The organism is Thalassobacillus sp. C254 (genome assembly GCF_001310615.1).
The window spans coordinates 25,065-41,486 of the sequence record NZ_BAXQ01000011.1 but is presented as its reverse complement, the minus strand read 5'-3'; the positions used below and the strand labels follow the sequence as shown (position 1 = coordinate 41,486).

At 40.7% G+C, this 16,422-nt stretch carries 12 protein-coding genes and 6 pseudogenes; 14 read left to right on the top strand and 4 right to left on the bottom strand.

What is annotated here, in order from left to right; all coding sequences use genetic code 11:
- Positions 1–11: 11 nt before the first annotated feature.
- The 5 genes and pseudogenes from JCM19033_RS11655 (at position 12) to trpB (ending at position 4,660) form a co-directional block, all read left to right on the top strand.
- On the top strand, positions 12–329 hold the full coding sequence (locus tag JCM19033_RS11655; RefSeq protein ID WP_054636425.1) for a hypothetical protein: 318 nt from the start codon (positions 12–14) through the stop codon (positions 327–329).
- Positions 330–743: 414 nt separating this feature from the next.
- Positions 744–1,159, top strand: a pseudogene (locus JCM19033_RS11650) (CAT RNA binding domain-containing protein); the annotation flags it as partial.
- A gap of 3 nt (positions 1,160–1,162) precedes the next feature.
- A complete protein-coding gene (locus tag JCM19033_RS11645) occupies positions 1,163–1,597 on the top strand; it encodes a PRD domain-containing protein (protein ID WP_054636423.1) in 435 nt (144 codons plus the stop codon).
- 188 nt (positions 1,598–1,785) lie between these two features.
- Positions 1,786–3,410: pseudogene (cimA, locus tag JCM19033_RS11640) on the top strand (citramalate synthase).
- A gap of 69 nt (positions 3,411–3,479) precedes the next feature.
- A pseudogene (gene trpB / locus JCM19033_RS11635) lies at positions 3,480–4,660 on the top strand (tryptophan synthase subunit beta).
- 101 nt (positions 4,661–4,761) lie between these two features.
- Here the strand turns inward: trpB and JCM19033_RS11630 are convergent.
- Both JCM19033_RS11630 and JCM19033_RS11625 read right to left on the bottom strand, forming a co-directional pair.
- Positions 4,762–5,769 (bottom strand): TIGR03943 family protein, encoded by a 1,008-nt coding sequence (locus JCM19033_RS11630; protein ID WP_054636422.1) that lies wholly within the window; start codon positions 5,767–5,769, stop codon positions 4,762–4,764.
- 121 nt (positions 5,770–5,890) lie between these two features.
- Entirely contained in the window at positions 5,891–6,943 is a 1,053-nt protein-coding gene (locus JCM19033_RS11625; protein ID WP_269758156.1) for a permease, read from the bottom strand.
- 137 nt (positions 6,944–7,080) lie between these two features.
- On the opposite strand from JCM19033_RS11625, the gene JCM19033_RS11620 reads away from it, so the two are divergent.
- The 3 genes and pseudogenes from JCM19033_RS11620 to ppc all read left to right on the top strand — a co-directional run bounded on the left by JCM19033_RS11620 (position 7,081) and on the right by ppc (position 11,008).
- A complete protein-coding gene (locus tag JCM19033_RS11620) occupies positions 7,081–7,653 on the top strand; it encodes a GTP-binding protein (RefSeq protein WP_054636421.1) in 573 nt (190 codons plus the stop codon).
- 35 nt (positions 7,654–7,688) lie between these two features.
- Positions 7,689–8,033, top strand: coding sequence for a GTP-binding protein (locus JCM19033_RS11615; protein WP_083465407.1), 345 nt, complete (start codon positions 7,689–7,691; stop codon positions 8,031–8,033).
- Between the two features lie 224 nt (positions 8,034–8,257).
- Positions 8,258–11,008, top strand: a pseudogene (gene ppc / locus JCM19033_RS11610) (phosphoenolpyruvate carboxylase).
- A 133-nt stretch (positions 11,009–11,141) separates the two neighbouring features.
- Here ppc and JCM19033_RS11605 read toward each other — a convergent pair.
- Positions 11,142–11,975: an undecaprenyl-diphosphate phosphatase gene (locus tag JCM19033_RS11605; RefSeq protein WP_054636419.1), complete on the bottom strand. Its 834-nt coding sequence runs from the start codon at positions 11,973–11,975 to the stop codon at positions 11,142–11,144.
- A 215-nt stretch (positions 11,976–12,190) separates the two neighbouring features.
- Between JCM19033_RS11605 and JCM19033_RS24275 the strand changes: the two genes are divergently transcribed.
- The 3 genes from JCM19033_RS24275 to JCM19033_RS11590 all read left to right on the top strand — a co-directional run bounded on the left by JCM19033_RS24275 (position 12,191) and on the right by JCM19033_RS11590 (position 14,014).
- Positions 12,191–12,469: a hypothetical protein gene (locus JCM19033_RS24275; RefSeq protein ID WP_198153490.1), complete on the top strand. Its 279-nt coding sequence runs from the start codon at positions 12,191–12,193 to the stop codon at positions 12,467–12,469.
- Positions 12,388–12,714: a TlpA disulfide reductase family protein gene (locus JCM19033_RS24270; protein ID WP_198153489.1), complete on the top strand. Its 327-nt coding sequence runs from the start codon at positions 12,388–12,390 to the stop codon at positions 12,712–12,714. Before JCM19033_RS24275 ends, JCM19033_RS24270 begins: the two co-directional genes overlap by 82 nt.
- A 229-nt stretch (positions 12,715–12,943) precedes the next feature.
- Complete coding sequence (locus JCM19033_RS11590) at positions 12,944–14,014, top strand: DUF3866 family protein (protein WP_054636416.1); 1,071 nt, start codon at positions 12,944–12,946, stop codon at positions 14,012–14,014.
- 3 nt (positions 14,015–14,017) lie between these two features.
- On the opposite strand, the gene mciZ is transcribed toward JCM19033_RS11590, so the two are convergent.
- A complete protein-coding gene (gene mciZ / locus JCM19033_RS24265) occupies positions 14,018–14,140 on the bottom strand; it encodes a Z-ring formation inhibitor MciZ (RefSeq protein WP_157842924.1) in 123 nt (40 codons plus the stop codon).
- A gap of 75 nt (positions 14,141–14,215) precedes the next feature.
- Here mciZ and JCM19033_RS11585 point away from each other — a divergent pair.
- The 3 genes and pseudogenes from JCM19033_RS11585 to JCM19033_RS11575 all read left to right on the top strand — a co-directional run bounded on the left by JCM19033_RS11585 (position 14,216) and on the right by JCM19033_RS11575 (position 16,356).
- Positions 14,216–14,754, top strand: a pseudogene (locus tag JCM19033_RS11585) (NUDIX hydrolase).
- Positions 14,755–15,048: 294 nt separating this feature from the next.
- Positions 15,049–15,689: pseudogene (spoIIM, locus tag JCM19033_RS11580) on the top strand (stage II sporulation protein M).
- A gap of 118 nt (positions 15,690–15,807) precedes the next feature.
- Complete coding sequence (locus tag JCM19033_RS11575) at positions 15,808–16,356, top strand: Fur family transcriptional regulator (protein WP_269758155.1); 549 nt, start codon at positions 15,808–15,810, stop codon at positions 16,354–16,356.
- The last annotated feature ends 66 nt before the right edge of the window (positions 16,357–16,422 follow it).

Genomic DNA, 16,422 nt, shown 5'->3' with positions numbered 1-16,422 from the left:
CTGATAAATTTATGACCTTGGGACTGCCTGAAGATGAGGCCAGAAAGTACCACGATAAAGTGGAAGACGGAGGGATTGTGGTCTTAGTGGATCGTCCTGCTTATGAAGATAACGGCAGCAAGAGTAGTCAGGGCAATACGCAAGAAGGTATTTCAACAACTTCTTCGGATGCAGGTGCCGAACCCCTCGCATCCTCTTCTGATATAGGAACAGAAACAACCAGAAACGAGAGTGACCATCCAATCGAAGGGACACAAAATCCTGCACCAGGCAGAGACAAATTTTCTGACAACGCGTTAAATCATCAGGAGAATAATGAAAATAAATAATGGAGAAAGGGCAGCACAAGCTGCTCTTTTTTTAAAAAGAATAGTTTTGTTGTTTTACAGCAGGGGTGCTACAAAAGAATAGTAAAGGGAGGCAGGAGTATGATTTTTAAAGGAGACCCTACCTATCATGGTCTTTGTTCTCTATGCAGCCGAAGAATTAAAAATGAGGGATATTGGAAGGAAGATTCATCATATGGTACTTTTAAATACTACTGTTCCGAGGATTGTATGAAAAAAGAGGAGCCAGACCCTCAGTAACAGCTGATATTTAGGCCAGGTGCAGCTTGAAGGCTGCGCCGATTCTTTGAAAAGGCAGTCAAATTTTACCTTTGGCTGCGAACTCGTTTTTCTTTTAATGCCTTACTCTTTACAGTAAAATAAGGTACATAGTTTGATAGAAAGAGTGAGTGTATTATGATCATTCAAAAGGTACTTAACCATAATGCAGCTATAGTAAAGGAAGGTAACGAGGAAAAAGTTGCTCTTGGGGCGGGGCTGGCCTTCCATAAAAAAAGAAATGATACGATAGATCCGGCAAGGATAGAAAAGCTGTTTGTATTAAAAGAAAAAGAACAAGATCATTTCACCCATCTTTTACACTCAATAAAAGAAGAAGAGGCTGAAGTTATAAGAAAAATCGTAAAAAAGGCTGAGTCTGAACTGAATGCCACTTTTAATGAAAGAATTTATATAGCGTTATTTGATCATATTATCTTTACCATAGAAAGGGTGCAGACAGGTCAGTCTGCGCCGAATTATTTACTTCCTGAAATAAAAGGTTTATACCTGATGAATTTAAGGTCGGGTTATGGGCTGCTGAGGCGATAGAGAAAATGACAGGGACCTCCATGTCAGAAGATGAAGCGGGTTTTATCGCGCTTCATCTCTATACAGCAAGAAACAAGCACCCTTCTGTTGAAGAAACGATGAATCTTACTGAAGCGATACATTTAATGGTTGAAGTATGCGAAGAGTCTCTGGGAGTTACCTTTCCAACGGATACAGTTGCCTATCAGGGGTTAATTACTCATTTAAATATTGCTATTAAAACAGTCATACAACAGGAAGATATAAGCTCTACCCCATCTGAAATGGTTCAAATGATCAAGAAAGGCTATCCCGAAGTCTATCAAAGCACGCAAGCTGCAACTGAGGCTTTAAAAAAAGAATATGGCCTGCTCCTTCCCGAAGACGAGAACGTGTATATATCGATGCACATTCAAAGAATATTAGTCAGAATAAAGGAAGAGGAAAACAATCATGCCTGAAGACTCTGGTCTTTGGGCATTTTTTCATTGAAGCAGTCAAATGGCTTGAAATATAAAGAAATAGGGTCATTGATTGTCCTCTGGACATATTCAAATGTCCCCTCCTGTGATATACTATTTTCCAATATGGGGAGATTTAAAACAATTCAGAAAAGAAGTATGGATGGATTAGAGTAGGAGGGACTCAAGTGAATAAGCAAGTCCGGATATATGATACGACCCTGAGAGACGGAACACAAGGTGAAGGAGTCAGCTTATCTGTTGATGACAAAGTAAAGATCGCCAGAAAGCTTGATGAGCTCGGCGTTCATTACATTGAAGGAGGCTGGCCTGGAAGCAATCCGAAAGATATGAATTTTTTCGATAAAATAAAAGAATTGGACTTACAAAACAGTGTGATCACGGCTTTTGGAAGCACTCGTCGTTCCGGTATTAAAGCTTCTGACGATCCCAATTTAAACCGATTAATTCAAAGCGGTGTCAAGGCTGCTGCAATTTTTGGGAAAACGTGGGACTTCCATGTGACAGAAGCTTTGCAAACAACCTTAGAAGAGAATCTACAGATGATATATGATTCTATTTTATTTTTAAAAGAACAAGGCTTAGAGGTAATCTTTGATGCCGAACATTTTTTGATGGCTATAAAAATAATGAAGAGTATGCGATTCAGGCCATCCTAAAAGCACAGGAAGCGGGAGCAGACTGTATTACCCTTTGTGACACAAATGGAGGGTCCCTTCCTAAGGAAATAGAAGACATTGTAAAGGATGTAAAAGAAAAAGTCAGCACGCAAGTCGGTATCCACTGTCATAATGACGGGGAGCTGGCGGTAGCGAACACTTTATCAGCCGTCCGTGCTGGCGCAAGCCATGTGCAAGGGACAATAAATGGGTATGGCGAGCGCTGCGGAAATGCCAATCTCGTTTCTTTACTGCCGAATCTCCAATTAAAAATGGGGTATTCCTGTATTGGGAGCGATCCTATGCAGGAGCTCGTTTCTATCTCAAAATTTGTGCATGAGATTGCAAATCAAGTGCCGGCAAGCAATCAGCCATTTGTAGGAAATAGTGCGTTTGCTCACAAAGGCGGAATGCATGTCAGCGCAGTTTTGAAACACCCAGAAACCTATGAACATATTAAACCTGAAGTGCTGGGGAATAAGCGTCGGGTTCTTGTTTCAGAGTTGTCGGGCCAAAGCAACCTTATGTTTAAAGCAGAGGAAATGGGACTTACTCTTGATAAGAATGATCCCAAGGTTAAAGAAATTATTGAAAAACTAAAAGAAATGGAAAATCTGGGGTACCATTATGAAGCGGCTGAAGCGTCGTTTTTGCTTCTGGTAAAGAAGTTGTTAGGAGAAGATATTACGTTCTTTGAGCTGGATCATTTCAAAATTCTGACAGATAAAGAATCCAGTGATGAATTAACTACTGAAGCTGTGGTGAAGGTGAAAGTAAACGAAGAAGTGGTTATGACCGCAGCAGAAGGGAACGGGCCGGTTAACGCGCTGGACCATGCATTGCGTAAAGCGTTAGGCGAGTTTTATCCAGTGATTCATAAGATGTACTTATCTGATTATAAAGTGCGTGTGCTTGATGAGGGGGAAGCTACTGCTTCCAAAGTAAGAGTACTCATTGAATCATCTGATGGAAGAAATACGTGGAGCACTATAGGTGTGTCCGGCAATATTATAGAAGCAAGCTGGCATGCTCTTGTGGATAGTATCCGTTACCACTTTATGAAGCAGGACGAAGAGCTCGAAATCATAAAAAAAGATACTGTTAAGCCTCCAGTTGGAGTAAATAACCATTAAGCAGAGGGATGGCATTTCTATTGGTCTTTGGTACAATAAAAGACAGGATATAGTAAAGGAGAGAATGAGATGAGCAGAGCAGAGGTAAATGAAGAGAAAAAAGGTTATTTCGGGGATTTTGGCGGGAGTTTTATACCACCCCAGCTAGAAGCAGTATTAGAGAGGCTTGATAATGCCTTCCAACAATATAAGGATGAACCGGAATTTATTGAGGAATACAATTATTATTTAAAAGAATACGTAGGGCGTGAAAACCCTCTTACATTTGCTGACCGGCTGTCAAATGAGCTGGGAGGAGCCCGAATTTATTTCAAAAGAGAAGATTTGAACCATACAGGCGCCCATAAGATAAACAATGTGATTGGACAGATATTACTTGCAAAAAGAATGGGAGCCATCGTGTGATTGCTGAAACTGGTGCAGGACAGCATGGCGTGGCAACGGCTACAGCATGTGCCATGCTGGGAATGGATTGTACCATCTATATGGGAAAAGAAGATACAAGAAGGCAGGAACTCAATGTCTTTCGCATGGAGCTTCTTGGAGCTAAGGTTGTCCCGGTAGATAAAGGAAGCGGACGCCTTAAGGATGCTGTGGATGAAGCGTTAAATGATCTGGTAGAAAACTATGAAACGACGTTTTACCTTCTCGGATCAGCTGTTGGTCCTCATCCGTTTCCTACCATTGTTCATCATTTTCAATCAGTGATCAGTAAAGAGTCTAAAAAGCAGATTTTACAAAAAGAAGGGCGCCTTCCTGATATGGTTGTTGCTTGTGTAGGCGGAGGCAGTAACGCGATTGGTGCATTTTCTGAGTATATTGAAGAGGAGGATGTACGCTTGGTCGGCGTTGAGCCTGAAGAAGCTGCAACCCTCACAAAAGGAACGCCGGGTGTCATTCATGGTTTTAAATGTTTATGTCTTCAAGATGAGGAAGGAAATCCTCTTCCGACATACTCAATTGCAGCGGGTCTTGACTATCCGGGAATTGGGCCAGAACATAGTCATCTAAAGGTATCAGGACGAGGGGAATATGAAACGGTATCGAAACAGGAAGTGTTAGATGCTTTTCAAAAGCTGGCTCGTACCGAAGGGATCATTCCTGCCTTAGAAAGCGCTCATGCTGTGGCTTATGCTGTTAAAACAGCCCCTTCTATGGACGAAAACGATATTATTATTGTTAACCTCTCCGGCCGTGGCGATAAAGACGTAAATGAAGTCCGCTTGTTACTGAAAGAAAAAGAAATGTAAATAAGAAAAGGCTGGGAAAAAATCCAGCGAAAAAGAATGGCCTCACAGTTGGTGAGAGCCATTCTTTTTTAGGAGACGGAATTGTCCCAGCTTATTTGTATCTATCTGAAGGAAGGAAAAACATATGGCATATCAGGTTCGTCAATCTCAGTAATTTCCTGTAAGTGAACAGAAGGCATCGTGAAGCCTCCATATTCCCCCTCCTGGATTGTCCCTCTAATAGTAACCCATGAGTCTTCCTCATAATGCACCGCTTCTTCGGATTCAACCAGCAACCCATAAACCGTAGCGTCAGCAATGCAGCATGTCATGGAAAATCGGGCTACAACCATTTGGTTTTCGTTAAATTCTGGTTCTCTGTACACGAAACCAGACACTTCAATTTCTTTGCCTTTAAAGTTGTCCAAGTGAATGTCCATCGCAGAGACCATGTCAAGAAAATTGTCTTCTGTAATGATTACTTCATCTTGATTTTCATAAGCATCTGCAATTTCTTTATAGTGGGAATCCAGTTCTTCCTCCTCGTATAAATCTTCCATCATATAATGCTCTTCCTCTGAGATTTCCCCTAAGCTGTCGCCAGAAGCGGAAATTGCACCCGACTCAAGATCATCCAAATACTGCTCTGGATTATCAAGGTAAGCTTCCGCTCTGTTTGCTGTGTCTTGCTCCTCAGAAGCTTCTGCTGCTGGTGTAGCAGGAGAAGAGGATGAGGTTGGACTTGTGAAAATACCAGAGCCATATTGAATTCCACGGTTGGCAGCTACTGAACTGTCCAATACTTGATCAGGAAGTGAGAAACCAAGCACTACAGGAGCAACAAATATCCCATAAATCATTACCTTCGTTAGTGGCCGCCCCGTCATGCTATGGTCGCTTCCACAGTCACAATAAAAATCTTCATTTTTTTTACTTGTGCTTCGTAATATCTGAATTACACCTAAGATAAATAGCACAATTGTTGCAGCATAGACAAACGGCAGCATCGTTGGCGCAATGTATAACCGAATGCTTCCTGATATAATCATTCCAAGCTGAAGAAGGGCAAAGCCAATTAATATAATTCCTCGAATATAAGCATGAAAGCTTGTGTCAGTTTGATTTTCCATGTGCTCCTCCTTTCAGAACAATTTCTTATAAAAGGTTTTGGTAAAGCCAATGTGGATCTTTTTAAGTCATTTAATTATTGATATAACCGTGAGACGATTTCGGGGGTAGCATGAGCCGAACCTATAAAATAAATAATTGAAGGATCATGATACTTGTAAACACGGTCACTGTTACGACTGACATGAAAATCAGTACAAACTTTGTTTTAAAGAACGCAAACAGCATAATAGTATTCTTTAAATCAAGCATCGGTCCATACACGAGGAATGCGGCAATGGACCCGGTGGTAAACATACTGCCAAACGATGCAGCTACAAAGGCATCGGCCTCTGAACAAAGTGAAAGAACAAAAGCAAAAGCCATCATAACTCCTGTAGAGGCCCAGTCACTCGAACCAATTGCAAGTAGGAGACTTCTATCCAGAAAGGTTTGAAACATAGCTGCGATGAAGGCACCGGCAATCAAGAATTTACCCATAAGGAAAAACTCATCTGCGGCATGATAAACCGTTCTTTTTATCCCACTGCTTTGCGGTTTAGGGGATGGCGTTGCCGCTGCCGCCATTCCGTTTCCCAGTAATTCGTCTTTTTGCACCTTGAGCTGGTCGCTGTTTTTAAAAATGGTATAAAGAATAGCTCCTATGATAATGGAGAGAACAAAAGCCAGTCCAAATCTTGTGTAAAAAACAGTGAGGTCATTGCGGAAAGCAAAATACGTAGAGGCCGCAACCACCGGGTTTAAGATCGGGGCTGCCACTAAAAAGACCACACCGACATGCAGAGGCATACCTTTTTTGATTAAGCGTCTGACCACAGGGATAATGGCACATTCACATATAGGGAAAATAGCTCCAAGCATGGCTGCAGGCAGCAGGGCGGCGTAAGCTTTTTTAGGCACGTATCTTTGTATTGTATCCTCTGAAACATAGACTTGGATAAGAGCAGATATAAAAACTCCTAGTAAAATAAAAGGCACGGCCTCTATAACAATACCTAGAAAAATAGTGTTTACATTTAACCAGGAAGACGGAAGCGTAAAGAGACCTCCATCTTTAAAAAGATCCATGCTGAAAAAAAGAATCACAAAAGTAAATAGCAGCAAAATACCGAGGGCATCTTTCATCCAGCCGTTCAGCGGGGAGGGGGTATGTTCCATATTAATTTTTTGCTCCATTCTTTCTTGGTCTTATATGTAAATTCTATGTGGCTTAGAGTGTATTTTAGCATAGATTCTTCTACTTTTATTAAGTAAAATAGAAAGTAATCCAGATTTTACAAATTTGTAATGAAAGAAACCATTGGGGGACAAATATGGAACAAAAGAAAACACCGGTCTATGTGCTTACAGGCTTTCTAGGAAGCGGGAAGACAACGCTTTTGAAAGAAATGCTTACTGCAGAAAAATCAGCAGGAAGAACACCTGCTGTAGTTTTAAATGAGCTTGGGGAAGCAAATGTGGAAAAAAGCTACTTCAATGAAGAGACTCTAATAGAAAAGTTAAACGGCTGTATATGTTGTACTATACAAACGGATCTTACAGATGATCTCCTTGATTTTTTCACCTATTCAAAGAAGAAACCAGATGTCATGTTTATAGAAGGGACAGGGGTCGCTGATCCTTTACAGGTGATGGATGGACTAACAGATCCCAGACTGCAGGCTTTTATTGATATTAAATCTGTAATTGGCGTGGTTGATGCAGCAAGATACATAGAATACCAAAGCATGTTCTCGAGCTCTAAAGAAGTAAGAGAAGTGTTACGGTCTCATCTATTACACAGCTCGCTTCTTATACTGAATAAAGTAGATGAATGCGATGTCAGGACACTTGAAAAGGTAAAGAAAAAAATTGATAAGGCAAAGCTTCTTCAGTTCCTGTTATAGAAGCCAGCTTTGGGGATGTCTTACATGAGGAACTAATGATGTCACGGTTTGAACATACCTCTGAAAACAGTCAGGAACAAAGACAGGAAATTCAGCATTCTCATTCTCATTTTCAAGCTCTGCACATTGAACCGGAAACACAGCTGCAAAAAGAAAATCTTAAAAACTGGCTTGAGTCTCTCCCTGAACAGGTAGTTCGTGTCAAAGGGATTGTTCACATGAAAGGAGAGGGAAAAAGGGCTATTCTTCAATATTCACCTGGTTCTCTCAGTTTAGAACCACTTTCTCACAGAGATGAGGATGGAGGGCAGCGCTTGATTATCATTGGCTACAATATTAATTCTGCCGATATAAATGAATCATTCAGTAAAATGATGTAAAAAGCAAAAGGGTGATCTCTTTTGCTTTTTACATAGGAAAATATTTCTCTTGCGTTTTCAGGCAATAATTTTGATTATTTTGTATAATTAATGTTAGAATAAAAGCTACTTGCAAAAGCAGGTCTATTTTTTGCATGTAAAGGGCCGCGAAATGTCCTTGCGGGACGAAAAGTGTCCCTGTTTTATGATCATCGTATGCACGACTTTTTACAGGAGGGTAATAAATGATCAACGTAGAAGATAGCAGCTCACTATTAAGAAATGACGTAAAAAATCTTGGAAACATCCTGGGGGAAATTTTAGTTCATCATGGCGGTGTTTCCTTATTAAACAAAGTTGAAGAAATCAGAAAAAAAAGTATTGCCTTAAGGCAAACTCACAATGAAGAAGAATACAAAAAGCTGAAAGAAGAAATCAGCAGCTTGGAACCGCCTATGCGCCAGCATGTCATTCGTGCTTTTTCCACATATTTTCACCTGGTCAATATTGCAGAACAAAATCATCGCATTCGAAGAAGACGCCAATATCAGCTTGAAGATAACAATGTAAGCCAGCCTTTTTCCCTGGAAGGAGCAGTGAAATCTTTAAAGGAAAATAAGATAACAGAGAGTGTCATACAGGATGTACTCGATGATTTATCCTTAGAGCTCGTGATTACTGCTCATCCTACAGAAGCAACCAAAAGGACTGTACTGGAGATACAAAAGCGAATTTCCACTATTTTGCAGCAGTTTGATAATCCTCTTCTTACAAAACGGGAGAAGGAGAACTTACATGAGAGTCTTTTTAATGAAGTCACAGCTTTGTGGCAGACAGATGAGCTGCGTCATCGCAAGCCTACTGTAGTAGATGAAGTAAGAAATGGTCTGTATTACTTTGACCAAACGTTGTTTGACGTGCTGCCAGACATCCACCAGGAGCTTGAGGAGCAGCTGGATTCTGAGTTCCCTGACCATGATTGGAAAGTCCCTAACTTCCTCACATTTGGCTCCTGGATTGGAGGGGACCGTGACGGTAATCCAAATGTAACCCCTGAAGTAACATGGGAAACGTTACAGAAACAAAGAGCACTGGCAATTAAGAAATACAGAAAAGTAGCAGAAGAACTGATGAGAAGATTCAGTCATTCCATGGTCAGGGTAGAAGTGAGCAAGGAGCTTCTTCGTTCAGTTGAAGAAGACGAAGCGAAATACTTAGATGAAGGTGAAGCTTGGCCGGTGGATTCAGAGATCTACAGAAGAAAATTTGCAATCATTTTAAAACGGTTAAAACATACCGGAAAAAAGGAGCTTGGCTACGAAGATGCTGAGGAGCTATTGAACGATCTTCTGATGATTCAAGAAAGCGTAGAAAAGCATCAGCCTTCACACCACAAATTAAAAATGATTCGAAAATTAATTCGCCAGGTTCAGCTCTTTGGTTTTCACCTTGCAACCTTGGATATTAGAAATCACAGCGGCGAGCATGAAGCAGCAATTACTGAAATTCTGCGAGCAGTGAATATTACTTCTGATTACAGTACCCTTCCAGAAAATGAGAAGGTAGAAATGCTTGAAAGTGTCCTTAAAGATCCGCGTCCGCTTCTATTGGCAGATGAATACTATTCAAAAGAAACACAAGAAATGCTTAAAGTATTCCATACGATTAAACAGGCACATGAAGAATTCGGACAAAGGTCCATTGAGGTTTACCTGGTCAGCATGACCCAGTCCTCAAGTGACTTGCTGGAAGTCCTTGTTCTTGCAAAGGAAGCCGGAATTTACCGCCTTCACGCTAATGGTGAGGTAGACAGTCATTTAAATGTGGCGCCGCTTCTTGAAACCATTGATGATTTAATTGCAGGGCCAGACATCATGAAAACCTTGTTTAGCATGGATGTATACCGCAATCATTTAAATGAACGAGGAAACAATCAGGAGGTCATGCTGGGTTATTCTGATGGAAGTAAAGATGGTGGTACCCTTACTGCGAATTGGAAATTGTTTAAGGCCCAGCAGGAAATTCACGATATGGCTAAGGAATTTAATATCGGTTTAAAGTTTTTCCATGGCCGCGGCGGATCCTTAGGCCGGGGAGGCGGGCCGTTAAACCGCAGTATCCTTTCTCAGCCTGCAGAAACGTTGGGAGACGGAGTGAAGATTACGGAACAAGGGGAGGTTCTTTCCTCTCGCTACCTTCTTGAAGATATTGCCTTTAGAAGCCTTGAGCAGGGAGCATCTGCTTTGCTGGAATCATCAGCTAAGATTTCTAACAAGTCAGAACAAGCACATATTCGTGAATCCAAGTGGGAAGAAGCAATGGAGGAAATCTCCTCCCACTCATTAAAGAAATATCAATCGTTAGTGTTTGGTGACAAAGACTTCCTTGGCTATTTTAATGAAGCCACACCAATAAAAGACCTGGGAGCTCTTAATATTGGCTCTCGTCCAATGAGTAGAAAAGGAAGCAGCCGCTTTGAAGATCTCCGGGCAATACCATGGGTATTTGCATGGACAGTCCAGGCAGCTCATCCCTGCCTGGTATGCTGCTGGAACGGGCCTTCAAGCTTTTGCTTCAAAAAGTGAAGAGAACGTGAAACTTCTCCAGTCCATGTATAAGCATTGGCCATTCTTCAAGTCTACTGTTAATAATCTGCAGATGGCTCTTATGAAAGCAGATTTGAGCACAGCAAAAGAATACATGAAGCTTGTGAAGGATGAAGAGATAGCAAATAGAATTTTTGGGGATATAAAAGAGGAGTACGAAAAAACAAAGGAGATGCTCTTACAAATTACGGGGAATGATAATCTTCTTGATCACACTCCTAACATCCAAGAGTCAGTTTATCGAAGAAATCCTTATGTTGACCCTCTAAATTACCTGCAAGTGGAATTAATTAAGATCATGCGCTCACAGGAAGATCAGCCTGAGGAGCTGCTGACAGAGGTACTTTTAACAATAAGTGGAGTGGCCGCAGGCTTCGAAATACAGGATGATGTAAGAGGGGTTGTCTCAAATGAGACAGCTCCTTTTTAATCTCACTAGAATACTGAAAACAAAAAAGCTCTCACCGCCGATGGTGAGGGCTCTTCTCTTTCGCTGGGTTTTGTCCCGGCTTCTTGGTTTTATCTATTCTACATCAACAACAACTGTTGGATCCAGCTGGGTTACAACAAATACAGCTAGAACAAAACAATAAATGGCAAAATAGATCAGTTTGCTTTTTTTAAGGAATCCGATGAGCCAGACAATTCCTATCCATGAAAATATAAAGGAAGCAATGAAAGCAATGATTAAATTACCTGTTCCTATGGACGCAAACGCTCCTCCGCCAATATCGTCGAAGGCTAACACGGAAGAGCCTAAAATGACGGGTATTGAGAGTAAGAAAGAGTAACGGACAGCTGTATCTCTATTTAAACCGCAGTACAGAGCTGTAATTAAAGTAGCACCTGATCTTGAAATCCCCGGAAGGACTGCTAAAGTCTGACCGAGGCCGACAAAAATTGAATCCAAAAATGTCATATCTTTTTCAGTTCGTGAACCGTATTTGTGGAATCTTTCTATTAAAATAAGAAATAGCCCCGTAGTTGCTAAAGCCCCTGCAATAAATGGCGGGGTTTTCATAATGTCTGAGACAAAGTCATTTAAAAGCAAGCCAAGAAAACCGGTAAGAAAGGTAGCAACAAGAATATAAATTGCAAAGAAAAAAGAGGTTCTGTGATGGGAAGACCTTGTAGTTAAGAAAGTAAAGAATCCTGTGACGACCTCGACCACATCTTTTCGAAAATATAAAAGAACAGCAAGAATTGAACCAATATGTAAGAAGATTTCAAACGAAAGTCCGGGAAAGGTATAGCCAAAAACCATCTGTGTAATGACGATATGGGCAGTACTGGAAATAGGCAGAAATTCTGATAATCCTTGAACAATACCGAATATTAAAGCTTCGTACCAACTCATTTATCTCTTCACTCCTCTTGTTATCTCTGTTATTTTAGCAGATATAGGTATGAACGGATAGATTAAATTTATGAAGTTTTTTCCTGAGGCCACCATACTTGTCCATCAGTTTAAAGATGGACTTTCCTCTACTATATTAGTAAGGTATCAGAGGTATGAAAGAAACCATGCTTACTTTTAAAAATATAAAAAATTAGACCTTATAAGGTGGGGTAATGATGAAAAAAAAGCTGACGATGTTCATACTCATTGCAGCTGGAGTTGCTGGAATGTTTGTGGTGTATACAAATTTGACCATAGAGAGAGTAGGAGTGGAAGTTGGGAATGCAGCAGTAGATTTTACCTTGCCGACCTGGACGGAGGAGGAGAGATCTCTTTCTTCCTACAGCGGGGATATTGTTATTATGAACATGTGGCTTCTTGGTGTGAGCCATGTACCAGGGAAATACCGGATTTGCTTCAGCTGCATGAAGATTACCATGCTGAAGGAGTGAGTGTCCTAACAATTAATATGAATTCTTATGAACGTACGAGGGAGGACGCCCAGAGATTTGTGGAGGAATATAATATGACGGAAGCCCCGGCCGTTATTGATCTCGAGGGAGATGTAGCAGATATGTACAATATTCAATACCTCCCAACCACCTATATTATTGATGAAGATGGAATCATAGTGGACAAGATTCCTGGTGAAGTTAGTTATGAATTGCTTGAACAGAAAGTTTTAGAGCTATTATAAAAGGCATGGTAAAGGTCAATTTCTCTTTTCCATTCGCTTTTCGGAGCAAATGTATTTTTTAAGGAAATGACCCTATTGAAGCTTGTAGAGTTTATTGTTCCCAGTCAATTGGCTGGTGTGAAAAAGGTACTGAACCGGACTCATGCCAGCCAATTTTTGTCTCGTTTCCTGGATATATTACTTTTCATATACATAAAGTACGAGTGTAAGACAGAAAGGAGCGAGCAGGATGTATGAAGAAAGGTTCGCAACGGTTCTTTCCATCCTTGAGGAAAACAATGGATGTCAACGTATTGCAACAGATCATGGCAGCGGGAAAGCTTTGGTTTTTTTATCCTTTCTTCCAAAAGTACATGTTGGAGACAAGGTAAAAATAAACACCACTGCTTCTGCCTTAAAACTGGGAACCGGGGGATGGGATATTGTGACTTCTCTCGTATCAGGCTCACCATTTTCTCTCACGGGAAAAGGGCATATTATGAAAGCCAGATATCTTCCTTCCCAGCATAGTGTACTTTCAGTGGATGATCCTGAGCATCCGGATCATTGGATCTTTCAACAGCCATTTACTTTAAAAGGAAAAAAGATCCTGCTAGCAGAGCTGCACAGCATGATTCCTGTGTTAGTTGGAGCTTTAATAGCTCTAAGTCCTAAAAGTAAAATTGGGGTTGTGTTGTCTGATGAAGCTTCGCTGCCTTTAAATATGAGCAGCCATCTAAGTGTAATGAAAGACTGGGAAGGGGTAAAAACTATAACCGTAGGGCAGGCTTTTGGAGGAAAGGAAGAAGCCACCACTATACCTAATGCTTTGCAATGGCTGTCGGTTAAATATAATGCAGATTATATGATCATTTCTATGGGACCTGGTACCACTGGCACCAGCACACCATGGGGTTTCAGCGGACTGTCATTGGCTAATTGGTCCAACCTGGTTGGGGCATTGGAAGGCATCCCGGTATGGACAGCGCGTATTTCCTTTCAGGACGAAAGGAAACGACACAGAGGAATCAGTCATCACACCCTTACACCTTTACAGGATTTTACCTTGGCTTACTCTTTCCTGGCACTGCCTTATCTTGCTAAAGAGAAACACGAAGTGATCTATCAGCAAAGCTCTCTCCTCATGAAAAAAAACAAGCATATCAAAGTGTTATGGCAGGCGGTTGACGAGCTTGAGCTTAAGTGGAAAGAGTGGAAAAAAGATTATCCTCTTTCTCTTACAACAATGGGGAGGCCGATAGAAGATGATCCGCCGTTTTATTTATCCTGCCTGTCAGCGGCTCTCGCTGTGGCAGGGTAGGGATCAGTTTTTACTCCCCCATTCAGCCATTGTTTTATGAGTTCGTGAGGCAGCTTTTAAATATTGAGTCACTTCCCATGCTTTACCGACAATTCTAATGTGGCGTGGAGTGATATAAACTTTCATATCCACCGCTCCTTTATTCATTTTATGATAAACTGTATGTAAAATCGGGGTTTTTATACATAAGGGGGAAGAAAAATGAAGGATCATCTGTATGAGGAAACTGTTAAATCTACAAATATATATAAAGGGAAGATAGTAGATCTGAATCTTTTAGATGTAAGACTTCCTAATGGCAAGGATGGAAAACGGGAAGTAATTAATCATCCTGGAGCCGTGGCGGTTATCGCCCTAACTGAGGATAACAAGCTTGTATTGGTCCGACAGTTTCGAAAGCCTTTAGAAAAACACTTAATAGAAATTCCGGCTGGAAAGCTAGAAGAAGGAGAGGATCCTTCAGTAACAGTTGCCCGGGAATTAGAAGAAGAGACAGGCTATAAAGCTAAGGAATTCCAAAAAATCACTTCGTTTTATACCTCTCCTGGTTTTGCTGATGAATTGGTACATATTTATGAAGCAAAAGGGTTAATGCAGGGACTGCCGGGACCGATGAGGATGAATTTGTAGATGTACTGGAAGTCACCCTTGAGGAAGCAGAAGAACTGATGGAAAAGCAGGAAATTCATGATGCCAAAACAGCTTATGCTCTGCAGTATTTAAAGTTAAAGCTCTGTTAATGCTTATTTTTTCTGTAAACTTCCTCTTGTTTCCCTTCTCTCACCAAGCTTTTTATGTGTTTCTGACCAGGTAGTTTTCTGCCTGTATTGTGCCCGCTTACCCTGGTCAAGCGGGCATGGTAATTTGTCAGTCCTCTGTCTCACTAAATTAGTGACCATAAATAATAAGAATCAAGACAGTGAAAACAGGATAGGTATACCTAGCAATCGAAATCGTATTCTTCCTTGAGTCATAGTTTTTGTATAACTCTCATAGAGTAGAGACAGAAACAGAGACGAGAGGGGGAGAATTCTATGAAGGGAAAGCTGGCCAGGTCTGCTTATCAGCATATAGAAGAGCATCGGTCGCTCTATTTGTTTGTCACTGTTCTCTTTCTCATGGGTATTGTGTTTGGAGCTATTGTAGTAAACAGCTTGAGCTTGACACAAAAACATGATTTATATATGTATCTGAACCAATTTTTTGGACAAGTAAGTGAAGGAAGCTATGCCACGGCAAGTGATATGTTTAAACAAAGCTTCTCTCACTACGCTAAATATGCAGGGCTTATGTGGCTTTTAGGCTTATCTGTGATCGGTCTGCCTTTTATATTATTATTGTTGTTTTTAAAAGGGATCGTTGTCGGCTTTACCGTAGGTTCCTGGTGAATCAAATGGGGATTCCGGGTTTTGCCATGTCATTTGTTTCAGTGCTCCCTCAAAACCTGATTGTTGTACCTGTTTATATTTTTGTGGCAGCAATTTCTTTAGCATTCTCACTTAAATTGATCAGACATCAATTCTTAAAAACAAATTATGAGCCTATCTTTCCTATGTTTATGAAATCGTGTTTGTTTATGGGTGTCTCCCTTATGCTCCTTGCTTTTGCTTCAAGTATTGAAGCCTTTCTATCACCCTCTTTAATGAAAATCATTATAGACTGGACAGCAGGTTAATAACTAAAATTTAATTATAATAATTATAATGTGATAATGATTTTAGTTATCATTTGACACTCTCTTCTCCTGAGATTATAATTAATCGTGAATGGTCACCAGGGGGAGGGGAATGTCAATGGAAAACCGGATAGACCGCATTAAGAAGCAGCTGCATGCGCAAAGCTACAAGCTTACACCTCAACGAGAAGCTACAGTGAGAGTCCTTCTAGAACATGAAGAAGATCATTTAAGCGCGGAAGATGTATATCTGCTTGTCAAAGAAAAATCTCCTGAAATCGGTTTGGCTACCGTATACCGTACCCTTGAGCTTTTAAATGAGCTTGAAGTGGTAGATAAGATTAACTTTGGGGACGGAGTTTCCCGTTATGACTTGAGAAAAGAAGGAGCTGCTCACTTCCATCATCATCTCGTATGTATAGAATGTGGGGCAGTGGACGAAATTCAAGAGGATCTTCTCGGTGATGTAGAAAAAGTCGTTGAGAGGAACTGGAACTTTCAAATTAAAGATCACCGATTAACCTTCCACGGAATCTGCCACCGCTGCAATAATAAATCAGACCCAGAGAAAAAAGCGGAGAAAACCGAAGAAAAGGGTAGTAAAACCAAAATCCGAATAAAAACCTTTTCATTTAAGGAAGAGGTTTTTATTTTTTGGTTTATATAAGACATAGAAAGCCTTCCTATAGCAGCTGGAAGGATATAATTTTCTTATACATAAAGATTTTTCCGT